At 46.3% G+C, this 18,251-nt stretch carries 13 protein-coding genes; 7 read left to right on the forward strand and 6 right to left on the reverse strand.

The genetic code is table 11. The annotated features are described in order from the left end of the window. The 3 genes from AABA75_RS20330 to AABA75_RS20340 all read left to right on the forward strand — a co-directional run bounded on the left by AABA75_RS20330 (position 1) and on the right by AABA75_RS20340 (position 4,424). Positions 1 to 690 (forward strand): energy transducer TonB, encoded by a 690-nt coding sequence (locus AABA75_RS20330; RefSeq protein ID WP_338294565.1) that lies wholly within the window; start codon positions 1 to 3, stop codon positions 688 to 690. After that, a complete protein-coding gene (locus AABA75_RS20335; protein WP_338294567.1) occupies positions 651 to 2,510 on the forward strand; it encodes a hypothetical protein in 1,860 nt (619 codons plus the stop codon). The genes AABA75_RS20330 and AABA75_RS20335 overlap by 40 nt, the downstream gene beginning before the upstream one ends. Positions 2,511 to 2,612: 102 nt before the next feature. Next, entirely contained in the window at positions 2,613 to 4,424 is a 1,812-nt protein-coding gene (locus AABA75_RS20340) for an adenylate/guanylate cyclase domain-containing protein (protein WP_338294568.1), read from the forward strand. Between the two features lie 51 nt (positions 4,425 to 4,475). On the opposite strand, the gene yghU is transcribed toward AABA75_RS20340, so the two are convergent. From yghU to AABA75_RS20360, 4 genes are all read right to left on the reverse strand, one after another. After that, entirely contained in the window at positions 4,476 to 5,336 is an 861-nt protein-coding gene (gene yghU / locus AABA75_RS20345; protein WP_338294569.1) for a glutathione-dependent disulfide-bond oxidoreductase, read from the reverse strand. 111 nt (positions 5,337 to 5,447) lie between these two features. Continuing rightward, positions 5,448 to 6,638: a sensor histidine kinase gene (locus AABA75_RS20350; RefSeq protein ID WP_338294570.1), complete on the reverse strand. Its 1,191-nt coding sequence runs from the start codon at positions 6,636 to 6,638 to the stop codon at positions 5,448 to 5,450. After that, complete coding sequence (locus tag AABA75_RS20355) at positions 6,638 to 7,354, reverse strand: LytR/AlgR family response regulator transcription factor (protein WP_338294571.1); 717 nt, start codon at positions 7,352 to 7,354, stop codon at positions 6,638 to 6,640. The genes AABA75_RS20350 and AABA75_RS20355 overlap by 1 nt, the downstream gene beginning before the upstream one ends. A 306-nt stretch (positions 7,355 to 7,660) precedes the next feature. Next, entirely contained in the window at positions 7,661 to 10,618 is a 2,958-nt protein-coding gene (locus tag AABA75_RS20360; protein ID WP_338294572.1) for a TonB-dependent receptor, read from the reverse strand. Between the two features lie 216 nt (positions 10,619 to 10,834). On the opposite strand from AABA75_RS20360, the gene AABA75_RS20365 reads away from it, so the two are divergent. Both AABA75_RS20365 and AABA75_RS20370 read left to right on the forward strand, forming a co-directional pair. Then, on the forward strand, positions 10,835 to 14,032 hold the full coding sequence (locus AABA75_RS20365; RefSeq protein ID WP_338294573.1) for a ligand-binding sensor domain-containing protein: 3,198 nt from the start codon (positions 10,835 to 10,837) through the stop codon (positions 14,030 to 14,032). A gap of 103 nt (positions 14,033 to 14,135) precedes the next feature. Further along, positions 14,136 to 15,227: a methyl-accepting chemotaxis protein gene (locus AABA75_RS20370; RefSeq protein ID WP_338294574.1), complete on the forward strand. Its 1,092-nt coding sequence runs from the start codon at positions 14,136 to 14,138 to the stop codon at positions 15,225 to 15,227. Positions 15,228 to 15,240: 13 nt separating this feature from the next. On the opposite strand, the gene AABA75_RS20375 is transcribed toward AABA75_RS20370, so the two are convergent. Both AABA75_RS20375 and AABA75_RS20380 read right to left on the reverse strand, forming a co-directional pair. Further along, entirely contained in the window at positions 15,241 to 15,864 is a 624-nt protein-coding gene (locus AABA75_RS20375; RefSeq protein ID WP_338294575.1) for a ZrgA family zinc uptake protein, read from the reverse strand. Between the two features lie 16 nt (positions 15,865 to 15,880). Next, positions 15,881 to 16,252, reverse strand: a complete 372-nt coding sequence (locus AABA75_RS20380; protein ID WP_338294576.1) for a MerC domain-containing protein — start codon at positions 16,250 to 16,252, stop codon at positions 15,881 to 15,883. 224 nt (positions 16,253 to 16,476) lie between these two features. Here AABA75_RS20380 and AABA75_RS20385 point away from each other — a divergent pair, with 224 nt between their 5' ends. Together AABA75_RS20385 and AABA75_RS20390 are read left to right on the forward strand one after the other, a co-directional pair. Further along, entirely contained in the window at positions 16,477 to 17,157 is a 681-nt protein-coding gene (locus AABA75_RS20385; protein ID WP_338294577.1) for a response regulator transcription factor, read from the forward strand. Between the two features lie 7 nt (positions 17,158 to 17,164). Further along, positions 17,165 to 18,208, forward strand: a complete 1,044-nt coding sequence (locus AABA75_RS20390) for a sensor histidine kinase (protein WP_338294578.1) — start codon at positions 17,165 to 17,167, stop codon at positions 18,206 to 18,208. Positions 18,209 to 18,251 lie beyond the last annotated feature (43 nt).

Consider the following 18,251-nt stretch of genomic DNA (forward strand, 5'->3'; position numbering starts at 1 on the left):
ATGCTAAGCGTACTCAAATACAGCAGCAGCTTGCTGGCAGCCCTTGTGATAACCATATTGCTGTTTTTGTTTATTCAACGGCTGGTGAACCAACCTCTACCAACATTACCTGAGTTTGACTATGCCGGGACACTGGCGCTGTCCCAAATTCCACCAAGTGAACCACCACAAGAAACCGAACCGCCACCACCTGAGGAAGTGCTGGAGCCGATGATGGAAACGCCCGTGGTTAATCTGGCGCAGGTAGAGAATGTAGAGCTGACATTGCCGGAAGAGTTTGTCTTTTCCGACAGTAGTCCTGATGCACTATTTACCACTGATGCCGGGCCTGCTCAGGTGCAAATCGCCAGTGAGTTGTTAGCGGAATTTGGTGAAGACACACGCCGGGGATTTATCGAAATTACCCCTTTCGCCACCCGCAAACCCAATATCCCGGAAATGGCCTGGCAACATCAGCTGAACGGCTGGGTATTAATAGCCTTTAACGTTTCTGCCGCAGGTAAAACTCGCAATATTAAAGTTTTAGATGCCCACCCCAAAGGCGTATTTGAAGCCGAGGTGATCCGCGCCATTCAGCAATGGCGCTACGCTGTGAGTGACCACATCAAAAACGGTCAGGATCTGGTATTAACCCAAAAGATAAACCTGCAATGGCAGGATTATCCACAAAACTTACCCTACCCGGAATGATTCGTTTTCAGCCCATAAACATTGCTAAAGCACTCAGTAAGAGATCTCTGAGGGGGTTATTGTTGCTAACGCTATTATTGGTGTTACTTATAGCGAATACCACAGAAGCTCGACAATACAAAAGCAAGCTGTTTGAAGACAGTAATCAGGATTTGAGTAGTGCTGAGAGCCTTTCCATCAATCAGTTGGAAGCACAACTGGCCACTGCCAGCGATCCCTGGCAAATCGCCTTAAGTGGTCAGCAACTGGCTCACCAATATGTGCTTAAACAAGAATTTGCCAAAGCCGCCGAAGCATACCAAACCGCATTGGCGGCGAATGCACTAGCAGCCCCAGTGGCCCGTCAGTTACGCCTTGAATATGCGCAAGTATTGTTGCAACTGAAGCGTTTTGCCCAAATAAAACCGCTGTTGAGTTCTGTCACCAACGAAGCTGAACTCAGTAGTCAGGAACGAGTACTGCTGGCACGTGCAGCTGTGGGACTTGAGCAATTCCACGAGGTGGTGGCGCAGCTGTCTCCCTTATTAGTACAACTAGCTTCCCTGTCAGATGACGAGCTTAAACAACTTGCACAACTCAGTTACGCAGCAAAAGCCTGGCCTATGACAATTGATTTTCTATCTGAGTACCTGCAACGACACCCTCAAGAACCGGCGATTAATCGCCAGCTCACCGGACTATATATACTCACCGAACAGTATGACGCAGCACTACAACTGTGGTCATTAGCCAACTCTCAGAAACTGTTTAGTCAGGAGCAAGATTGGTTGTTATTGGTGGACCTCTATAAGCGGCAAAACATGCCAGACAAAGCTGCCCGCATCCTCAACGACGCCCTACAGCAAGGCAACATCCTGGACTCAGCTGAGCACTGGTATCAGCTGTTTCAACTTTGGTATCAGGCCCGTGAGTTAGCATCAGCCAGAGGCAGCCTGGCGCAAAGCCTGGTACGCAGCAATGATGTGCAGCGAGCCTTATTGCTTACCGAGTTGTACCAGCAAGCAGAACAATGGCAAGCCTCACTAGATACCCTTACCCAGACCTGTGAACAGATACTGGAAGAGCGATATGTGGGTAAAGCGAACTTACTATTGGGTATTGCTTATCACAAACTCGCTCAACCGGAAAAAGCCCGCAGAGCCTTCATCAACGCCACCTTGTTGAGTGGCGAAAAGGTCAAAGCCAGAGAATGGCTGGCTTTTATTGCAGCGGCTCCGGCAAGCCGAGAGGAATCACAGCAGTTGCAAGGGTTGTGTTTACCTGCTGATACTCAGATTGCGCTACCCGACAGTAGTTCAAAACCTGCTGTAGGTTCCAGTAGTAAATCAGCTGTTGCCGATACCGCCGAAAATACCGCTCAGCAGTCTATGCCACTTACTAAAAAGCGTCTTGCTGCAACGCGTTTTTACGGTACGAAAGTAAGTACCACTAAAGCAGAACTGCAAACTGTCATTAAAAAACGCACCTTTGGATTGATTAAAGCTTTGATGCGCTCTGGTGGCAGCGTCAATGGCAATATGCACTTATTGATGCAGCAGATGCAAACTGGAAACGAGCTTAACATCACCATCGCCTTCCCCTTTTCAGGGGCGCCGCGCAATAGTGGCATCCACCGCATTGTTAACGTCCCAAGTCAACATGCCGTCATCAAACAATATCAAGGTCCCGCCGCGGAATTAGAAGCGCAATGGACAATGCTGGTAATGCAGGCAATGCAAGAGGGACATCAACTCACGGGTCAGTCGCGAATGATTTTCTTATCCGACACAAGCGGCAGCGACATGGTGGATGTGGAACTGCAGTTAATCATTGCAGAATAAGCACAATATTATGTCGTCAGGTGGGCTAAACCCGGAAATTCACTGTATTTATCGATAATCCATCCTAAACTCGTAGTCAGTTTCCTCACCAGCTTTATATTTATGACGATGCAACCCAAAACGCCTGCTCGAAGCGCTGAATTCAGTATCGAATTTAGCAATGAAAAAATAATTCTCGCCAATCAGGAGCAGGTGCTATTGCATCAGGCGCTGACACAGGATATCCCATTGCGTCATGAATGCGGTGGCAAGGGTTTATGCTCTACTTGCAGGGTCGTTATCGAACAAGGGCTTGAGTATTGCCCGGAAGAAACCCCTGCTGAGCGAAAAATCAAACGACAGAAAAGCTTACCTGAATATGTGCGTTTAGGCTGTCAATTTAAACCACAAGGTCCCATGAAACTGCGCCGTTTGGTGCGAGATGAATTTGATCTGTCCAATGCCATAACCAGCGATTTATCCACCAGCGCTCAAAGCTGCAATCTTGCTGTGATGTTCAGTGATATTCGCAATTTCACTGAGTTTAGCGAACAGCATCTGGCCTACGATGTTACCCACATGCTCAATCGCTATTTTTCCCGAATGACAGAAGTGGTTCAGGCTCACAACGGCTACGTGGATAAGCTTTTGGGTGATGGCATGATGGTACTGTTTGGCGTGAATGCCCTTGAGGATTGCAATCCCTGCAATGATGCAGTGAACGCTGCCAATGCCATGCTGCGGGCATTGGATGACCTCAATGAGTACTTTATCGAGTGCTTTGATCACCGATTTAAAATTGGCATTGGTATTGACTACGGTGCGTCGTTATTGGGTCATTTCGGCCATAAAGATCATCTGAGTTTCACTGCACTGGGGCCCAAAGTCAATCGCGCGGCCAGAGTGGAAGCTCTATGCAAAACTTATCAGTGTGACCTGTTGATTACCGAAGCCGTAAAAAAGGCGCTAACTATCGAACAAGTGTTCGAGAGCGACTATGATGTATATCTAAAAGGTATCAGCGAAACCACTAAAGTCTGGAAAATCTCCTCACCTGCTAAAGGCCGACAGGTTGGGAAAACTTATGAACAGGACACTGACATGGACATACAAGTAGACAATCTCCCACAGGTTATCGGTACACCCGTTATCGTTGTCGCTGCCCGTTATAGCGCTGACGAGTTGGAATTGTATGTTGCGCAAGCTAAGCTGCAGGCAAACAATCAACTCAGTCTCTATCTGCCCAAAGGTCACACGCTACAAGCCGGAGAGTACGTTACAGTTCACCTTGATAACCGCACCGGCGTTGATGAGTTTGATGCGGATCTACGTGTATTTAGAACATCATACAAAGGCAAAGTAACTCAAGTGCACGATGCCCATAGCGTGGATCTTACGGTGCGAGACTTCAGTCTGGTGCACGGTATTTCAGAAGTGCTGGCAGAAAAAGAGCCCGGTTATCGATTCCCCACCGATGGAAGGCCATTACAAGCTTTACCCATCACCCCCATGACCCAGATGCCGGTTTTTGCGAAACAAGCCCATAACAACAAGGTGGGTGTGCTGGTCACTCGCACGGTGGAACAGCCCCATACCACGGTTATGGCATTTCTATCCACCGAAGAGGACGATATCTTTATTATATCGTTTCCATCCACGTTTAAAGTACAAACTCTGCAAAAAGACAATCGCTGCGCTTTTGCTATCGACGAGCGTGCCACTTTCACCTTTGAAAATGTCATTGAATGGAATTACGTACTTATTGATGCTGAAGCGTATGAGGTACCCACAAGCCACCCTTATTACGATGCGATTAAAGCCGAATTCATCAATAAAAACCCGTGGGAAATCGGCTTTTTTGCCAGCCCGGATGTGCGCCTTTATCACTTAAAATGCCTGAGTACGGTGTGTCCTGCCGGCAATCCCAACGGATAAATTGTCAGCAACTCAGGGTTGTAAAAAAGGGGCTAAAAGCCCCCTAAACCATTACTTTTCCAGTTTATCTTGGGTTTTCAGCTCAAAATCGCAGGCCTCATGGCGTTCGTGTAATTGCTCATGCAATTCACCCCAAGTGCGATTCACCATTTTGCCGCGCTGCACAGCAGGACGGGCATCGATCAACTCAGCCCAACGCATTACATGTTCGTATTCCTGAACCTGTAAAAACTCAGCGGCATTGTATAAGCGCCCAAGCACCAGGTTACCCATCCAGGGCCAGATGGCGATATCGGCAATCGTATATTCTTCGCCAGCAACATAAGTATTACAGGCTAATTGTTTATCCAGAACATCCAGCAAGCGTTTGGTTTCCATAGAAAAACGGTTGATGGGATACTCAAATTTTTCTGGCGCATAATTGTAAAAATGGCCAAATCCACCGCCGACACTGGGGGCACTGCCCATTTGCCAGAATAGCCAATTCAGGGTTTCGGTGCGCGCTATGCCAGTCGGTAAAAAGGCACCAAACTTCTCTGCCAGATGCAGTAAAATAGCCCCTGATTCAAATACTCTAAGCTCATCTTTACCGCTTTTATCCAAAAGTGCCGGTATTTTTGAATTGGGGTTAATCTCCACAAAACCACTACTAAACTGGTCGCCTTCACCAATATTGATCAACCAGGCATCGTACTCAGCCTCTTTGACACCCGCTGCCAGTAACTCTTCCAATAGTATCGTTACCTTGGCACCGTTGGGCGTCGCCAGAGAATATAACTGAAAAGGATGTTTACCTTGCGGCAGCGCTTTGTCGTGGGTAGCACCGGAGACAGGACGATTAATGTTGGCGAACGCACCGCCATTACCCGGTTCCCATTTCCAGATGGCTGGAGGTGTATAAGTATCACTCATTTCTTGGCTCCTTTTAGGTTTTTGCCACAATTTAATACTGAACGGTATAAAACATAGCTAACAAGACAGTCCGAAACCAGTTTAGCTTGCAAATTGACTGAAAACGAATTGCTATAACTTATAATTCGGGGGGATGATAGGGATCTGAATTTCTACTTTTAAGCCTGTTGGCTCAACCGGCAATACATCAAAATGGCAATCGCCATCAAACAAGATATGAATACGATCTTTGATATTCTTTAAACCAATCCCCGAAGTTGAAACCTCGTCGGAACTAGTAGATGATAAACTTTGTCTTATCCGGACAATGTCAAACTCTGTTACGGGGCCATTATTAAATACAGTGAGGTATAAGCGATTGGATAATTGTTGCGAACTGATGGCGATCCTGCCGCCCTGTCGCATGTTACCAATACCGTACTTAATGGCATTTTCCACCAGTGGTTGCAGCAACAGCCCAGACACTAACGCGCTCGCTGTCGAGGGTTCAATGTTAATGTCTATTTGCAGTCTTTCCTGAAAGCGCACTTTCTCAATGTCCAGATACAACTGCAGCGCCTCGATTTCTTCTTGTAAAAAAATCAATCGCTCCGGGTCGTTATCTAATGAAAAACGCAAGAAACTCGCTAATTTGGTGAGCATGCGATTAGCGCATTCTTTTTTACCCAACAATACCAGCGTAGAGATAGCGTTTAAGGTATTGAACAGAAAATGCGGATTGATCTGATACCGTAACATTTTTATCTGCGCCACATGAGATAGACGAGAAACCACCATGAGCGCCTCTTGTTTTTGCCGCAAACGAAAGTGGTAATTGATGCTGAAATACAGACAACTCCAAGCGAGGATCATACAAAAGGCATAACCGCTACTACCGAGAAATTTAAGAAATGAAAATTCGATATCTCCCGGCTCAAATACGTTGAATCCGTTAAGTAAATACCAGCTAAGGCTGTTTTTAATAGGCGTCCATATCCCCGCCACCAAAGCACAGGCGAAGACAATCACTAACACCAGAGAACCCAAACTGAGATTCCAACAACGACGATAAAGATAGCGCAATGGCAGAGTTAACAAGGCAGCGGTTAATCCACTGAGAAATAGCATACTCAGCAGGGGAGCCACCTGAAGCTCCAGCTCACCAAAGACAAGATTATCTATACTGAAAATCAGCACATAACATAGCCATCCCAGAACGTGTAACCACCAAAAAGATGGCTTGGATAACTCTTCAAGCACGCCTTGTTCAGTGAACAAATCGTAGCTACGAGCTCCCAGCTTTTGCCATTGTTTAAAAACCACTAAGCCGGCTCCAGTCCCAGCTCTTTAAACAACTCAGCTTTGTAGCTTTGGCCGATCTTCACTTCATCTCCATTAGACAGTTGCAGCAACGAGTAGCGCCCTAACTCACTGTTGATTGAATCAATATGAGATTTGTTAACCACGATACTGCGGTGAACCCTGATAAACTGGCCACTGGCTAACTGCTTCTCCAGACTGGACAAAGACTCCCGGTGCAGCCACACATGATCCGGGCAATGCAATTCCACGTAGTTGGCCGCCCCTTTTATCCAGATAACATCCTTTGCTTTTACAAAGCGAACGGAGCCGATGGATTTAACCGCGATAAGTTTGTCTTGCGCATTGCGATAGCCCAGAACTTGTTTTCGCTCTACCTTGTCCAGCACGTCTCGTAAACGCTGGTTGTCAAATGGTTTCAGCAGATAGTCGGTTGCATTTAAATCAAAGGCCGCTACCGCAAATTCACTGTAAGCCGTAGTAAACACCCAGTTGCAAACCATATTTTTATCCAGCTCTTCTGCCAGGTGAAAACCATTGCCACCAATAATATTGATATCCAGAAAACAGACAGTGGGACGCAACTGTTTGATGAGTTTTAATGATTCATCGTAATGATCTGACTCGGCAATCACCTGCCAATTGGGTTGGGTTTCAATGAACATTCGGATGCGTTCACGCGCCATGGGTTCATCATCCACTATGATGCAAGAAAACATGATTCCTCCGTATACAGCTGAGGCAGTATAGAGAAAATGCTCTTCACCAGAATCAAATTCAGATAAACAGCATTTTTACGAGTTAAACGGCAGGATTTGGTCAAAAAGTCATGCGAAGAAGTGAGAAGATGCCATTGCACCTTCTCACCCAGGGAGATAATACATGCAGGATGTAAACATGTATTCATCGGGTCACTACTCCGACAGTCTTCAAGTTACCAAATCCTCCGATGAGAAAAATAACAAAGTGTCCAGACTACCAAATCGGGGGGTGAATCCCCCGATTTGTGGGATTAAGTGTCGAGCCTAGAACTTAAAGCTGGCACTTAATCTTACATAACGAGGTGTCTGGTATTGGCGCGGTGAACCAAAGCGTGCATCAGACTCTCCTGCACCGCGAATGGGTATCGCACCATGCCATAGTCCCACGTCTTCGCCACGTACCTCGGCGCGCTCCCATACAGTGACAGGATTGACTGAATTAAACAGATTAAAGACATCCGCGCGGAAACTGACCTCAGCATCAAAGATTTCAGTGGTGTAAATGGCACTGGCATCAAGACTAAAGGTAGAAGGCAGATTACCCCACGAACCCCGAGGCGAAGGTTCGCCGTTGCGATAGAAGGACAAGGCACCATAGTAAGTTGCAATTACGTCTTCAAAAGAAGAGTCTTCATTGGCCGGGAAATACCCCGTCGCGTTTCTCGGACGCCCGGATTGGTAACGCGCAGTTAAACCTACCACCAGGTCTTCAGTGACGGCATAAGAACCAAACGCATTGAATTGATGGCGTCTGTCCGTCGGTAAATCACCGTAGGAATGATCCACAAGGCCTGGATAGTCATAGTTGATGGTGATACCCGCATCTTCCTGCTGCAGATCGGAATTAACCAACCCTTCGTGATTACCGTATACATGTGACCAGGTGTAGGCCATGTTTAAAGACCAGAGATCATCCCAGGCGCGATCGAAGGTAATAGTCGCCGCGTAATACTTGCGCTCAATTTCTGGTAGGCGGAAGTAGTCTTTATCAATCACATATTCACCGAATGGAATTGGGCCATCTGACACTTCGTTACCAAACACATCAACGACGCGATCCGGGTCGATGTTAATGGTGACATCCTTACCCGGGTTAAGCAGTAAATAGCCACATAAGCCAGGGCCACACCCACTGCCAAAGTTGTCATTGAAATAAGCGTTGAGGGCACCTTCGGCATCAGTATCTTCAAAGCCTTGCCCTAAATCGCGCGCGGTTAAGTGAATACCCATGGTCCATTTGTCATTCAAGCGCTTTTCATAGCCCAGCATGAGTTCGTCCATATACATAGGGTCGAGATCGTTATCCGCCAGTGAGCGAGGATCTCCGGGTACACCGTCATCAAAGGTAGTGCGGCTGCCAATTTCATCCCCCAAAATTGGGATGTTATTGCTATCCAAACCGAGAAACTCAAAGGTATCTTCGTAGTTTAATTCGGCACCTGCCAAACGCACGTTGGTTTGACCCGGTACCGGAAGATAATAACGCCCATAATTTGCGTAGAGCTTAGAGTCGCCATCACCAAAGATATCCCAGGTGGCGCCTAAACGCGGGGCTAGCTGGTCAGTGATATTGATAAATTCTTCACCAGAAATATTAAAGCTCTTATAGCTGTCGTTGCGCACGCCTAAATTTAAAACGATATCATCGGTTACTTGCCAGGTATCGGTGATATACCAAGCATAACTTTCGGTTTTAAAGGTCCCTCGGTTAACATATACATCCCGCACAACTGTGTTATTGGTGGGATTTATGTCATAGCCGTAGTTATTAGGTCCGGCATTAGACGTGTCTTCGAAGAACTCAAACTCCTCTCGGTCTACACCCAATCTAAAGGTGTGATCTCCCCAATAATAGTCAATATCCAGACGTAGCATCTTACGTTCAGTTTCTTCCAGCGACGGATCGGCACTCCATTCGTTGATAACGTCAGACTCCTGAGAAACCCGATTAGCGATCACGTCTGGCAAAGTCGAACCTGCAGATTCATTGATTCCGTATTGCGCCGAGATGGTTAGATCATCGGTGATCACCCCAGTGTATTTCAGTGCCGTTGTTTCACCCCCCCACTCGTAAGTAAAGCCTCCGGTACGAGCTCCGGTTTGCAATGTTTCACTGTCCAGAGCATAGGTCTCAACCACTTCATCATCAGAGTCGTTGAAGTAAGTCAGTTCCAGAATGTGATTATCGGTGATATACCAATCCAGCTTGCCACCAAAAAACGGGTCGCTTTGCTCACGAATTTGATACTGTGAAGTTCGCGCCGCTGGACTGCCTTTAAACTCAATATCACGGGCACTGTATAAGGCGTAGAAAAACAAGGTATCTTCTATGATGGCACCGCTAGCCCACACATCGCCGATCATGTTCTTTTCTTCATCAATGGAGTTAATGCGGTAATAGTTACCGTCACTGCGGAAAGAGTCGGGAGAACTTTCCTTCAAGCTTTCCGGCTCCCAAAAAAGGTTGCCACCGAAATGAAAATCATTACTGCCGGACTTGGTATTGGCGACGATCACTCCCCCCAGAGAACGACCGTATTCTGCCGAATAGCCACCGGTTTTAATTTCGAAATCTTTATACATTTCAAAGGGAACTACAGACGCTCCGAGGCCACGGCGACCATCGGTGATATTCATGCCGTTCACGTAAAAAATGTTTTCTGCCGGTCCTGCACCGCCGATTTGTACCAACGGAGTACGGGAGCTGAGACTTTCATCCCCCAAAGAGGCTGAAGGCGCTAATAGCGCAACTGAAGTAATATCCCGAGCTACCGGAATTCTGCCAATTTGCTCCTGATCCAATAGCAAACTAGTGCCAGATGAAGTTGGATCAAATCCTGCCACGGTAGTACCTAACACTTGAATGCGTTCCGTACTATCTGCTTGTAAAACCGGATTGATCACGGTTTTATCACCCAATCTGACGCTGATTTCACCTTGATAGGTACTAAACCCATTTTTACTGGCAGACACTTTATAGGTACCAGTAGGCAGCAGCGGGAAACGATAGCTACCACTATCATCGGTTTCAAATGTTCTGGACAGACCGGTTGCCACATTTTCAACGGTTATGATTACTGATTGCAATGGAGCCCCGGATTCTGTCGTTGCTTTACCTGTTAAGAATCCCTGAGAGGAATCTGCAAGTACAGGTAATGATGTACTCAAAGACGCAGCCACAGCGAGTGCCACTAAACGTCTATTTAGTCTTTTATTGTGCATAGTTTTAATCCAATTGTTGTTATCTTGTGTGCAGATGCGCTTTGCGCACTAACTTGAAGAAGTTATCAAAAGGACCAGGCCACCGATCAGGTGAGGGATAAACCTCACTTTTGAGGTGCTCAACTCCACAAAATAGAGAACAAAGCCCGCAGCTTTTGGGTTTAAAAAAATGCAAAAAGCGCTAGTATTAAGAAAAGTCATCTGACTGAGCAAAGGATGCGAATTTTTTCATTACTGACGGTATATATGCTTTTGTTGCTGCCGTGCACCGGGCTGGCCGCCAGCCTGTTTTCTCAGGGCGACTTGTATTTTGATACCGTAGCCAATCACCGCGACATTCCCGATGGGATAGTGACGTCTATAGCGCAAGACCAGCAAGGGTTTATTTGGTTAGGCACACAGCAAGGGGCCGTGCGCTTTGACGGCTATAATTTTGTGCAGTTTAAACACGAAGCAGACGATAGTAATTCCCTGGCTGGCAATTACATTCGTACTATATGGAGTGCGCCAGACGGCAAACTCTGGTTCGGCACATTCAGTGATGGCATATCAGTACTGAACCCTAAAAACCAGACTTTTGAGCATTTTGATTTTAGTAACCCTAGTGATGAGCGCAATGGCAACTCCATTCGCGCCATTGTGGGGGAAGCGAGTCATCGGGTATGGGTAGCCAGTAATCAGGCACTTAGCTACCTCAACCCCTACAGTAAAAAAGTTGTCACTATCAGACGCATTACTGGCTGTGATGCCGTTTATCGTGATCAAAGTCCCAGAAGCCTGTTACTGGATGCCTCAGGTGGACTCTGGTTGGGCACACAAAATGGTTTGTGTCGCATCAACCTGCCCAATGATGACTTCAGGGAAAACACCTTATCTGGCCGCAGCTTTCCAGTATTTGATGGGCAGCAAATTCACACTATGCTGCGCGCTGACAATCAACACATTTATTTGGGTACGCTGCAAAGCGGACTTGCCAGTTTTAACGTCCATACTGAAGAAGTAAAATGGCTCACTCATAAAGAAGGTCAGCTGGGCCATCCTTGGGTGGTATCTATGGTTAAGGACAACAATGAGCAAGTTTGGGTGGGAACCCTGGATGGCGGCATCAGTATTGTCACCGTTGAAAACTTTAGCATCCACAAGCAAATACGCCACGACCGCAGCATCAATAACAGCATTAATCAGAATAATATTGGTGCGCTGTATAAAGACCGCACGGGACTTATTTGGATAGGGACTTGGGGCGCGGGACTTAACTTGTTTAATCCTCAAAACGACAGTATTCGCACAATAAGACACTCACCCTATCAAGAGTCCATAAAAAGCGCCCGTATCAGAGCCATCACCGAGACCGATAACGGTGAAATATGGATAGGTTACAGTCAGAAAGGTTTATCAAAAATCAATGCTAAAACCGGCCAGATAACTCATATTGAAGCAGAACCAAACATCAGCGGAGGATTACCTGATGGAGACATTTTATCTTTGCTTCACACTGAAAACGGTGAAGTTTGGGTAGGTTCAAGACGCAAAGGCTTGTATCGCTTTGATGCCAAGCAAAAACGTTTTTTCAGTTATCCAGACGCGCATGAAGCGGGGTTAAAAACCATTACAGCCATGGCTCAAGACCATAAAAATCGACTTTGGGTGGGTTCCACAAGAGGAGTATGGTTCGCGAATCTTCGGGAAAAAACACTGCATAGCCTTGAAGAGTTTAGCAATTATGCACCGCTGCAAGGCCGCATCACTTACACCCTCGCCTGGCAAGAACCCAATAACCTATGGGTAGGTACTGATGATGGCTTATTTCACATTAACCCGGACAGCAAAACGGTCACCTTAATTGACAGTGAAAAACAAACAAACAGTGCCTTATCTGATAATGGCATCAACAGTTTACATACCGATCAAAACAATCAATTGTGGGTAGCTACGGAAAGTGGCTTAGACAAACTGGAGAGCTGGGATGGCCAATTCGCCCGGTTCGTCAGCATCAACAAACAACTACAAATAGACCCTGATTATACCGCCAACATCATGGTGGATCAGCAATCGCGGATTTGGCACTATAAGGGAATTTACGACCTTCCCAATAATATCGCGGCAGATTTAAGTAACAGTAATGAATGGGACATAGGTACCATCTGGCTCGGCTCTCAGGAAATGACCGACTCAGGTACGCTGATCTTTGGTGGCAATGAAGGTCTGCTGCTCATCAATCCGGACAGATTTAGTAATCAACGCATTGAGCCTGGTCTGGTGATTACTTACGTCGAAGTAGACAATAAAGCATTATCTTTCGACCTGAATGAACCATTGCAGCTGTTACCTGATACCAAGAGCTTCTCAATGGAATTCGCAGCGCTGGACTATACCAGTTCAGGCGATCTGGACTATCGTTGGCGCTTACAGGGCTTCGATGAGCAATGGCAATACGCCAGTGCCGACAACCGCCGTGCCACTTACACCAACTTGCCACCTGGGAGATACCAACTCATTATACAGAGCACGAACAGCAAAGGTGAATGGCTGGATAATGACATCTCTGTCACTGTGATTAATCCACCCGCTTGGTTTGAAACCCTATGGTTTTATGCCGTTTTGCTGGCAGTTTTCACCTTCTTGATGTGGCGACTGTTTATCTTGCGCACTCATCACCTGGTGAGACAAAAGCGTAAACTCGACCAACAAATCAGCCAAAAAACCCAGGAGCTCACCCAAGCAAACCTTGATAAAGATCGCATTATGTCTATCGTTGCCCATGATATTAACAACAAAATTTCGATTGGATTAGGGTATCTTGATCTTATGCAAATCGCAGGGAACAAACTCAGCCCTGAGGAAGGACAAAAATACCTTAGACAAGCTATTCAGGCGGGTCAAGGTTGTGCTTCACTCGTTGAAGAGTTGCGAGATTACGGCAAACTCAGTAATGAAAGTGACAATATCACACTCAAAACTACCAACCTGATTAAAGCTCTGGAAAAAATTGTCGAGAGTCATCAACCCAAAGCACTCACCAAGAAAATCCAACTGACTTTGGAGTATGAGAGAGAAGTGTTGTTTTGCGATCTTCACCAGGCGAAGTTTTCTCGCGTCATAGAAAACTTACTGAGCAACGCCATCAAATTCTCCTATGAAGGACAAGTGGTTAGTGTAAAAGTAGTCACCCGGGATAAGCAGGCTTTGATCGCGGTGCGTGATGAGGGAGTTGGTATCCCGGAAGAAATTCACTCTCAGCTTTTTTCAGCGTTTACCAATGTCGGCAGAAAAGGTACTCAAAATGAAAAATCAACCGGACTGGGTCTCTACATAGTGAAAAAATTGGTACAACAACACCGCGGTAAAGTCTGGTTTGAATCTGTCGAAGGCAAAGGTAGCTGCTTTTATGTCCTGCTACCCCTCACTGATTAATACTTTGGTTGTAGCACGGCCTTAAAAAAGTGGAATAACGTTGCATTCACCTGGTAAAAGGTTAAATTAATCTAAGTAATCTGAACAATATATAGAAGAACAAATGATAGTACTTGCCTCTACCCATCAAAGCACGCTGGACGAGAACCGCCACTTGCGCATGCAATTACAGGAATTGGAAAATTCCCTGGCCGCTTTGGAAAAAGAAAACCGCGATTTAAAAGAAGAACTTTACGCTAAAAAAGATGTGGAAAGCCACTACGAAGCTGATCTAGTCAAATGCATGAGCATGTCATTGAAACAGGTGGAAGGTATCAGAGAAACGGTACTAGGCGCCTTTCAGCGCGTGGACGAAGAATCTCAGTCGATTGCAAAAGTCAGTGAGTTATTCGACACCTCTACTAGTTCGTTAGCCAGCATCGTGACCTCAATGGAAGATATGGGCAACAAGATGGGTGGTATGAGTAACAGCATCAATGGTTTGTCTGAAAAAGCCGACAGCATTAACAAATTTGTTTCCACCATTACCAGTATCTCCGACCAAACTAACTTGCTCGCTCTTAATGCCGCCATTGAGGCAGCGCGTGCCGGCGACGCGGGTCGTGGCTTTAGCGTAGTAGCAGACGAAGTGCGCAGTCTGGCCACCGAAACCAATAAATCAGCCAGTGAAGTCGCCGACTTAGTTACCAACATTATCAGCTCCACCAAATATGCAGTAAGTGCCGTGGATGAGCTACAAGGTAACAATGAAAACCTGTCAGATGGTGTCTCAGAATTAAATGAGAACTACTCGTCTATTGTGGCCTGCTGTGACTCCATGAAAGTAGCTATTTCCGACACCACCCACCGCACATTTATCCAGACGGTGAAACTAGATCATATCGTTTGGAAAGCCGACGTCTATGCAGTACTGCAAGGTCAGAGTAATAAAGAAATTGGTAGCTTTGCCGACCACACAAGTTGCCGCTTGGGCAAATGGTATCAAAGCAGTGGCAGGGAAATCTTTGGTCGCAGCAAAACCTTTAGTGATTTGGACAGTCCACATGCCGAAGTTCACAAATCAGGTGTTGCTGCAATGCGCGAAGCACAGCAGGGCAATCAAGATGCTGCAATGCGCCATCTACAGAAAATGGAAAGTGCCAGTGAACGGGTTTTACAGCTGTTAGACCAGCTGTGTAACGAATGGAAAGATTAACTGACTTTAATAACTAGAGCTTAAAACCGGGTTCATCAGGGGTGAGTGTTTTCGCCCCTTGACCTCGCTCAGCTATCCACTGCATCTGCACCTTCTTTAACGCGGGTAGTACTGAAAACAGCGAAACGCTAATGTCTCCGAACTCGCCGCTATCACACAGTAATTCATATTCCATTGTGACAGAAGCATGCTGTGAGTCATGGTCATGGTCATGGTCATGGTCATGGTCATGGTCATGGTCATGGTCATGGTCATGGTCATGGTCATGGTCATGGTCATCATGATGATGGGCGGATTGCTCGGACGCCTCAACTGTGCCTGATTGCCACGAATAACTTACTTGTACTTGTTGTGCGTCACATTGAGCAGGTGTGGTCTCTAACCAGGCAGTATTTTTTAGTTGGCTAACCACCTGATTTAGCTTTAGCTTATCTTCAGCATCTACTGGCTGATACTCAAAAGAAACAAGGTTTGCCAGCGGTGATTCAAGCCGCACTGCCAACGTCGCTCCCTGTTGTACTAATTGTAGCTGCAGCTCACCGTGTACATGGCTATCTGCAGCGGTAGCGGACAAAGACAAGAATGAAGTCGCAGCCACCAATCCAGCTCTTTTGGTATATCGACTGAATTTCGCCATAATGAGTTTGGTAAGTTCAGGAAGGTTGCATTTCTGACAAACGGCGATTCATCTGATGGGCATATATGAGAATTCCACCGCCAATTACCGTCAAAATGGTTTCCAGAACATGCAAATGCCAGATAAGCTCAAGCATTAATGAAATAGTCAGCAAGGCCATACCTATAACACCATATACTAGCGGCTGGTTATTACCATGCTGACGTTTAGCGTGTGGGAAACTCAGTGTCGCCACCAACAAAACAGGCAAGAAGAAAATAAGGTGAATCTCAGAAGAATGCCATGTAGCTGAGACAAGACCGGTGCCACCAAGCAACAACAACACGGCGCTAAGCACGCAATGTATAATGCATAAACTTGATAAAATAGTACCGATAATATCGCGCACAGCCAACCTCACCTCAACAAATGGAGGGTGATAGTATAACATTTCAGGATTTTCGCAACTAAATTTTGAACAAAATAGCGGCGTTCACTCTTGATTTCGCTCCATCTCTGGCGCGAAGCCTCGCTCTGTTTAAGTATTACATTTTTTTCATCTAAGCCCTCAATCTGATCCTCCTCCCCCCCCAACAACTACTAGATAACGGATAAACAAAAAAAGAGAGTGTAATGCGTATCTTGGTAGTTGAAGACGACAGTGCCGTAGCGGGATTTTTAAACAAAGGGTTAGCGGAGTCTGGCCACAATGTTGACGTTGCCTCAGAGGGTAAGCAGGGCTTGTTTTTAGCCACCACTGAACAATACGACGCGATAGTATTAGACAGAATGCTACCCGGAGTGGATGGCATCACCATTCTAAATACCTTAAGGGCCTCTGAGATAAAGACGCCGGTGCTAATCTTAAGTGCAAAAAACAAAGTCGATGACAAGGTAAAAGGCCTGCGCAGTGGTGCCGACGACTACCTGACCAAACCCTTTGCTTTCGAGGAATTATTGGCTCGCCTGGATATTCTGGTGGCCAGGAGCATGCAAACCGATGTTAAGGATACCAAGCTTCGCGCCTTTGACCTTGAGCTGGACCTGTTAACCAGAGAGGTTAATCGCGGCACGCAAAATATTGAGCTGCAATCAAAAGAGTTTCGCCTTTTGGAATACATGTTGCGCAACAAAGGCCAGGTGATAACGCGTACCATGCTACTTGAACACGTCTGGGATTATCACTTTGATCCACAAACTAATGTTATAGACGTGCACATCAGTCGTTTGCGACAAAAAATTGATAAAGGCTTTGAACACAGCATTATAGAAACCATACGCGGCGCAGGCTACCGCATACCCACTGAGAGTTGAGCGCGATTTGAGAACAGTCAAATTTATCACCAGTTCCAGCTTTATTGTGGGAAGCTTATTCAGCCTGATGCTGGCAATTGGACTGTACTTAGCCAATTCCTACTTCACCACTATCACCGAATACACTTTGCAGCAGACTCCGGACATGCAAGCTATCCAGCAGATATCCAAACGTTACACCCTGCTGATGATGGCAGTATTGGGTAGTGTTGTACTGCTCAGTTTTGTCATCGCCTGGTACGTGGTTAATCGCATTAACCGTATGTCTAACACCATTAACGATATTATGAATACTGGCAACCTAAGTGCCCGACTGGAAGTGGACAGCAGTTGGGACGACCTGAGCAAATTGTCACTGGTCACCAATCGTATGTTACAAGCTCTGGAAACCATGGTGAACGACGTTAAATCGGTTTCAGACAACATTGCTCATGATTTACGAACGCCACTAACAAGGCTACGCGCTGACATAGAATTGAGCGCCGATAACGGTCACAAGCATCAGTTGCTGGCAGAGGTCGATAACATACTAACTATATTTAACAGTCTATTGCGTATCGCTGATATCGAAGCTGAAAAACAGGTATCCGCATTTAAAACCCATGATTTAGCGAGAATTGTGGATGATATTGTCAGTTTTTATGAAGCCCTGGCCGAAGAGAAACACATCAGTATTACCCTGCAAACCAAACCTGTGGAATTGCTGTGTGAGCGAAATTTAGTTTTCCAGGCTCTGGCCAACGTCATCGATAATGCCATTAAATTCACCCCTGAAAATGGTCGCATCCACATACACCTAACAGTACAAAAAGACGCGGTAAAAATAACCATTTGCGACACAGGTCCCGGTGTACCCAAGCATCTGAGGGACAAGATTAGTCAAAGACTGTTCCGAGTTGAGCACAGCCGCTCAGCTCCCGGCAACGGTCTTGGCCTGGCCTTGGTGGCTGCAGTGATGCAGCTGCACGGGGGGAGTCTGTCATTCAAAGATGCCTGTAACGAGCCAGAAAACCTCCCGGGGTTGTGCAGCATTCTAAATTTCCCTCGATAATACAGCCCTGCTGAGTCAGGTTACAAAGCTTTAACCGAAAAGA

Origin of the sequence: Planctobacterium marinum (assembly GCF_036322805.1) — a bacterium.
GTDB classification, from domain to species: Bacteria; Pseudomonadota; Gammaproteobacteria; order Enterobacterales; family Alteromonadaceae; genus Planctobacterium; species Planctobacterium marinum_A.

Excerpts from the sequence above, each read along its gene's own strand:
- AABA75_RS20375 (WP_338294575.1), bottom strand. The coding sequence starts at position 15,864 with ATGGCGAAATTCAGTCGATATACCAAAAGAGCTGGATTGGTGGCTGCG.
- AABA75_RS20335 (WP_338294567.1), top strand. The coding sequence starts at position 651 with ATGGCAGGATTATCCACAAAACTTACCCTACCCGGAATGATTCGTTTT.
- AABA75_RS20330 (WP_338294565.1), top strand. The coding sequence starts at position 1 with ATGCTAAGCGTACTCAAATACAGCAGCAGCTTGCTGGCAGCCCTTGTG.
- AABA75_RS20365 (WP_338294573.1), top strand. The coding sequence starts at position 10,835 with ATGCGAATTTTTTCATTACTGACGGTATATATGCTTTTGTTGCTGCCG.
- AABA75_RS20370 (WP_338294574.1), top strand. The coding sequence starts at position 14,136 with ATGATAGTACTTGCCTCTACCCATCAAAGCACGCTGGACGAGAACCGC.
- yghU (WP_338294569.1), bottom strand. The coding sequence starts at position 5,336 with ATGAGTGATACTTATACACCTCCAGCCATCTGGAAATGGGAACCGGGT.
- AABA75_RS20355 (WP_338294571.1), bottom strand. The coding sequence starts at position 7,354 with ATGTTTTCTTGCATCATAGTGGATGATGAACCCATGGCGCGTGAACGC.
- AABA75_RS20360 (WP_338294572.1), bottom strand. The coding sequence starts at position 10,618 with ATGCACAATAAAAGACTAAATAGACGTTTAGTGGCACTCGCTGTGGCT.
- AABA75_RS20340 (WP_338294568.1), top strand. The coding sequence starts at position 2,613 with ATGACGATGCAACCCAAAACGCCTGCTCGAAGCGCTGAATTCAGTATC.
- AABA75_RS20385 (WP_338294577.1), top strand. The coding sequence starts at position 16,477 with ATGCGTATCTTGGTAGTTGAAGACGACAGTGCCGTAGCGGGATTTTTA.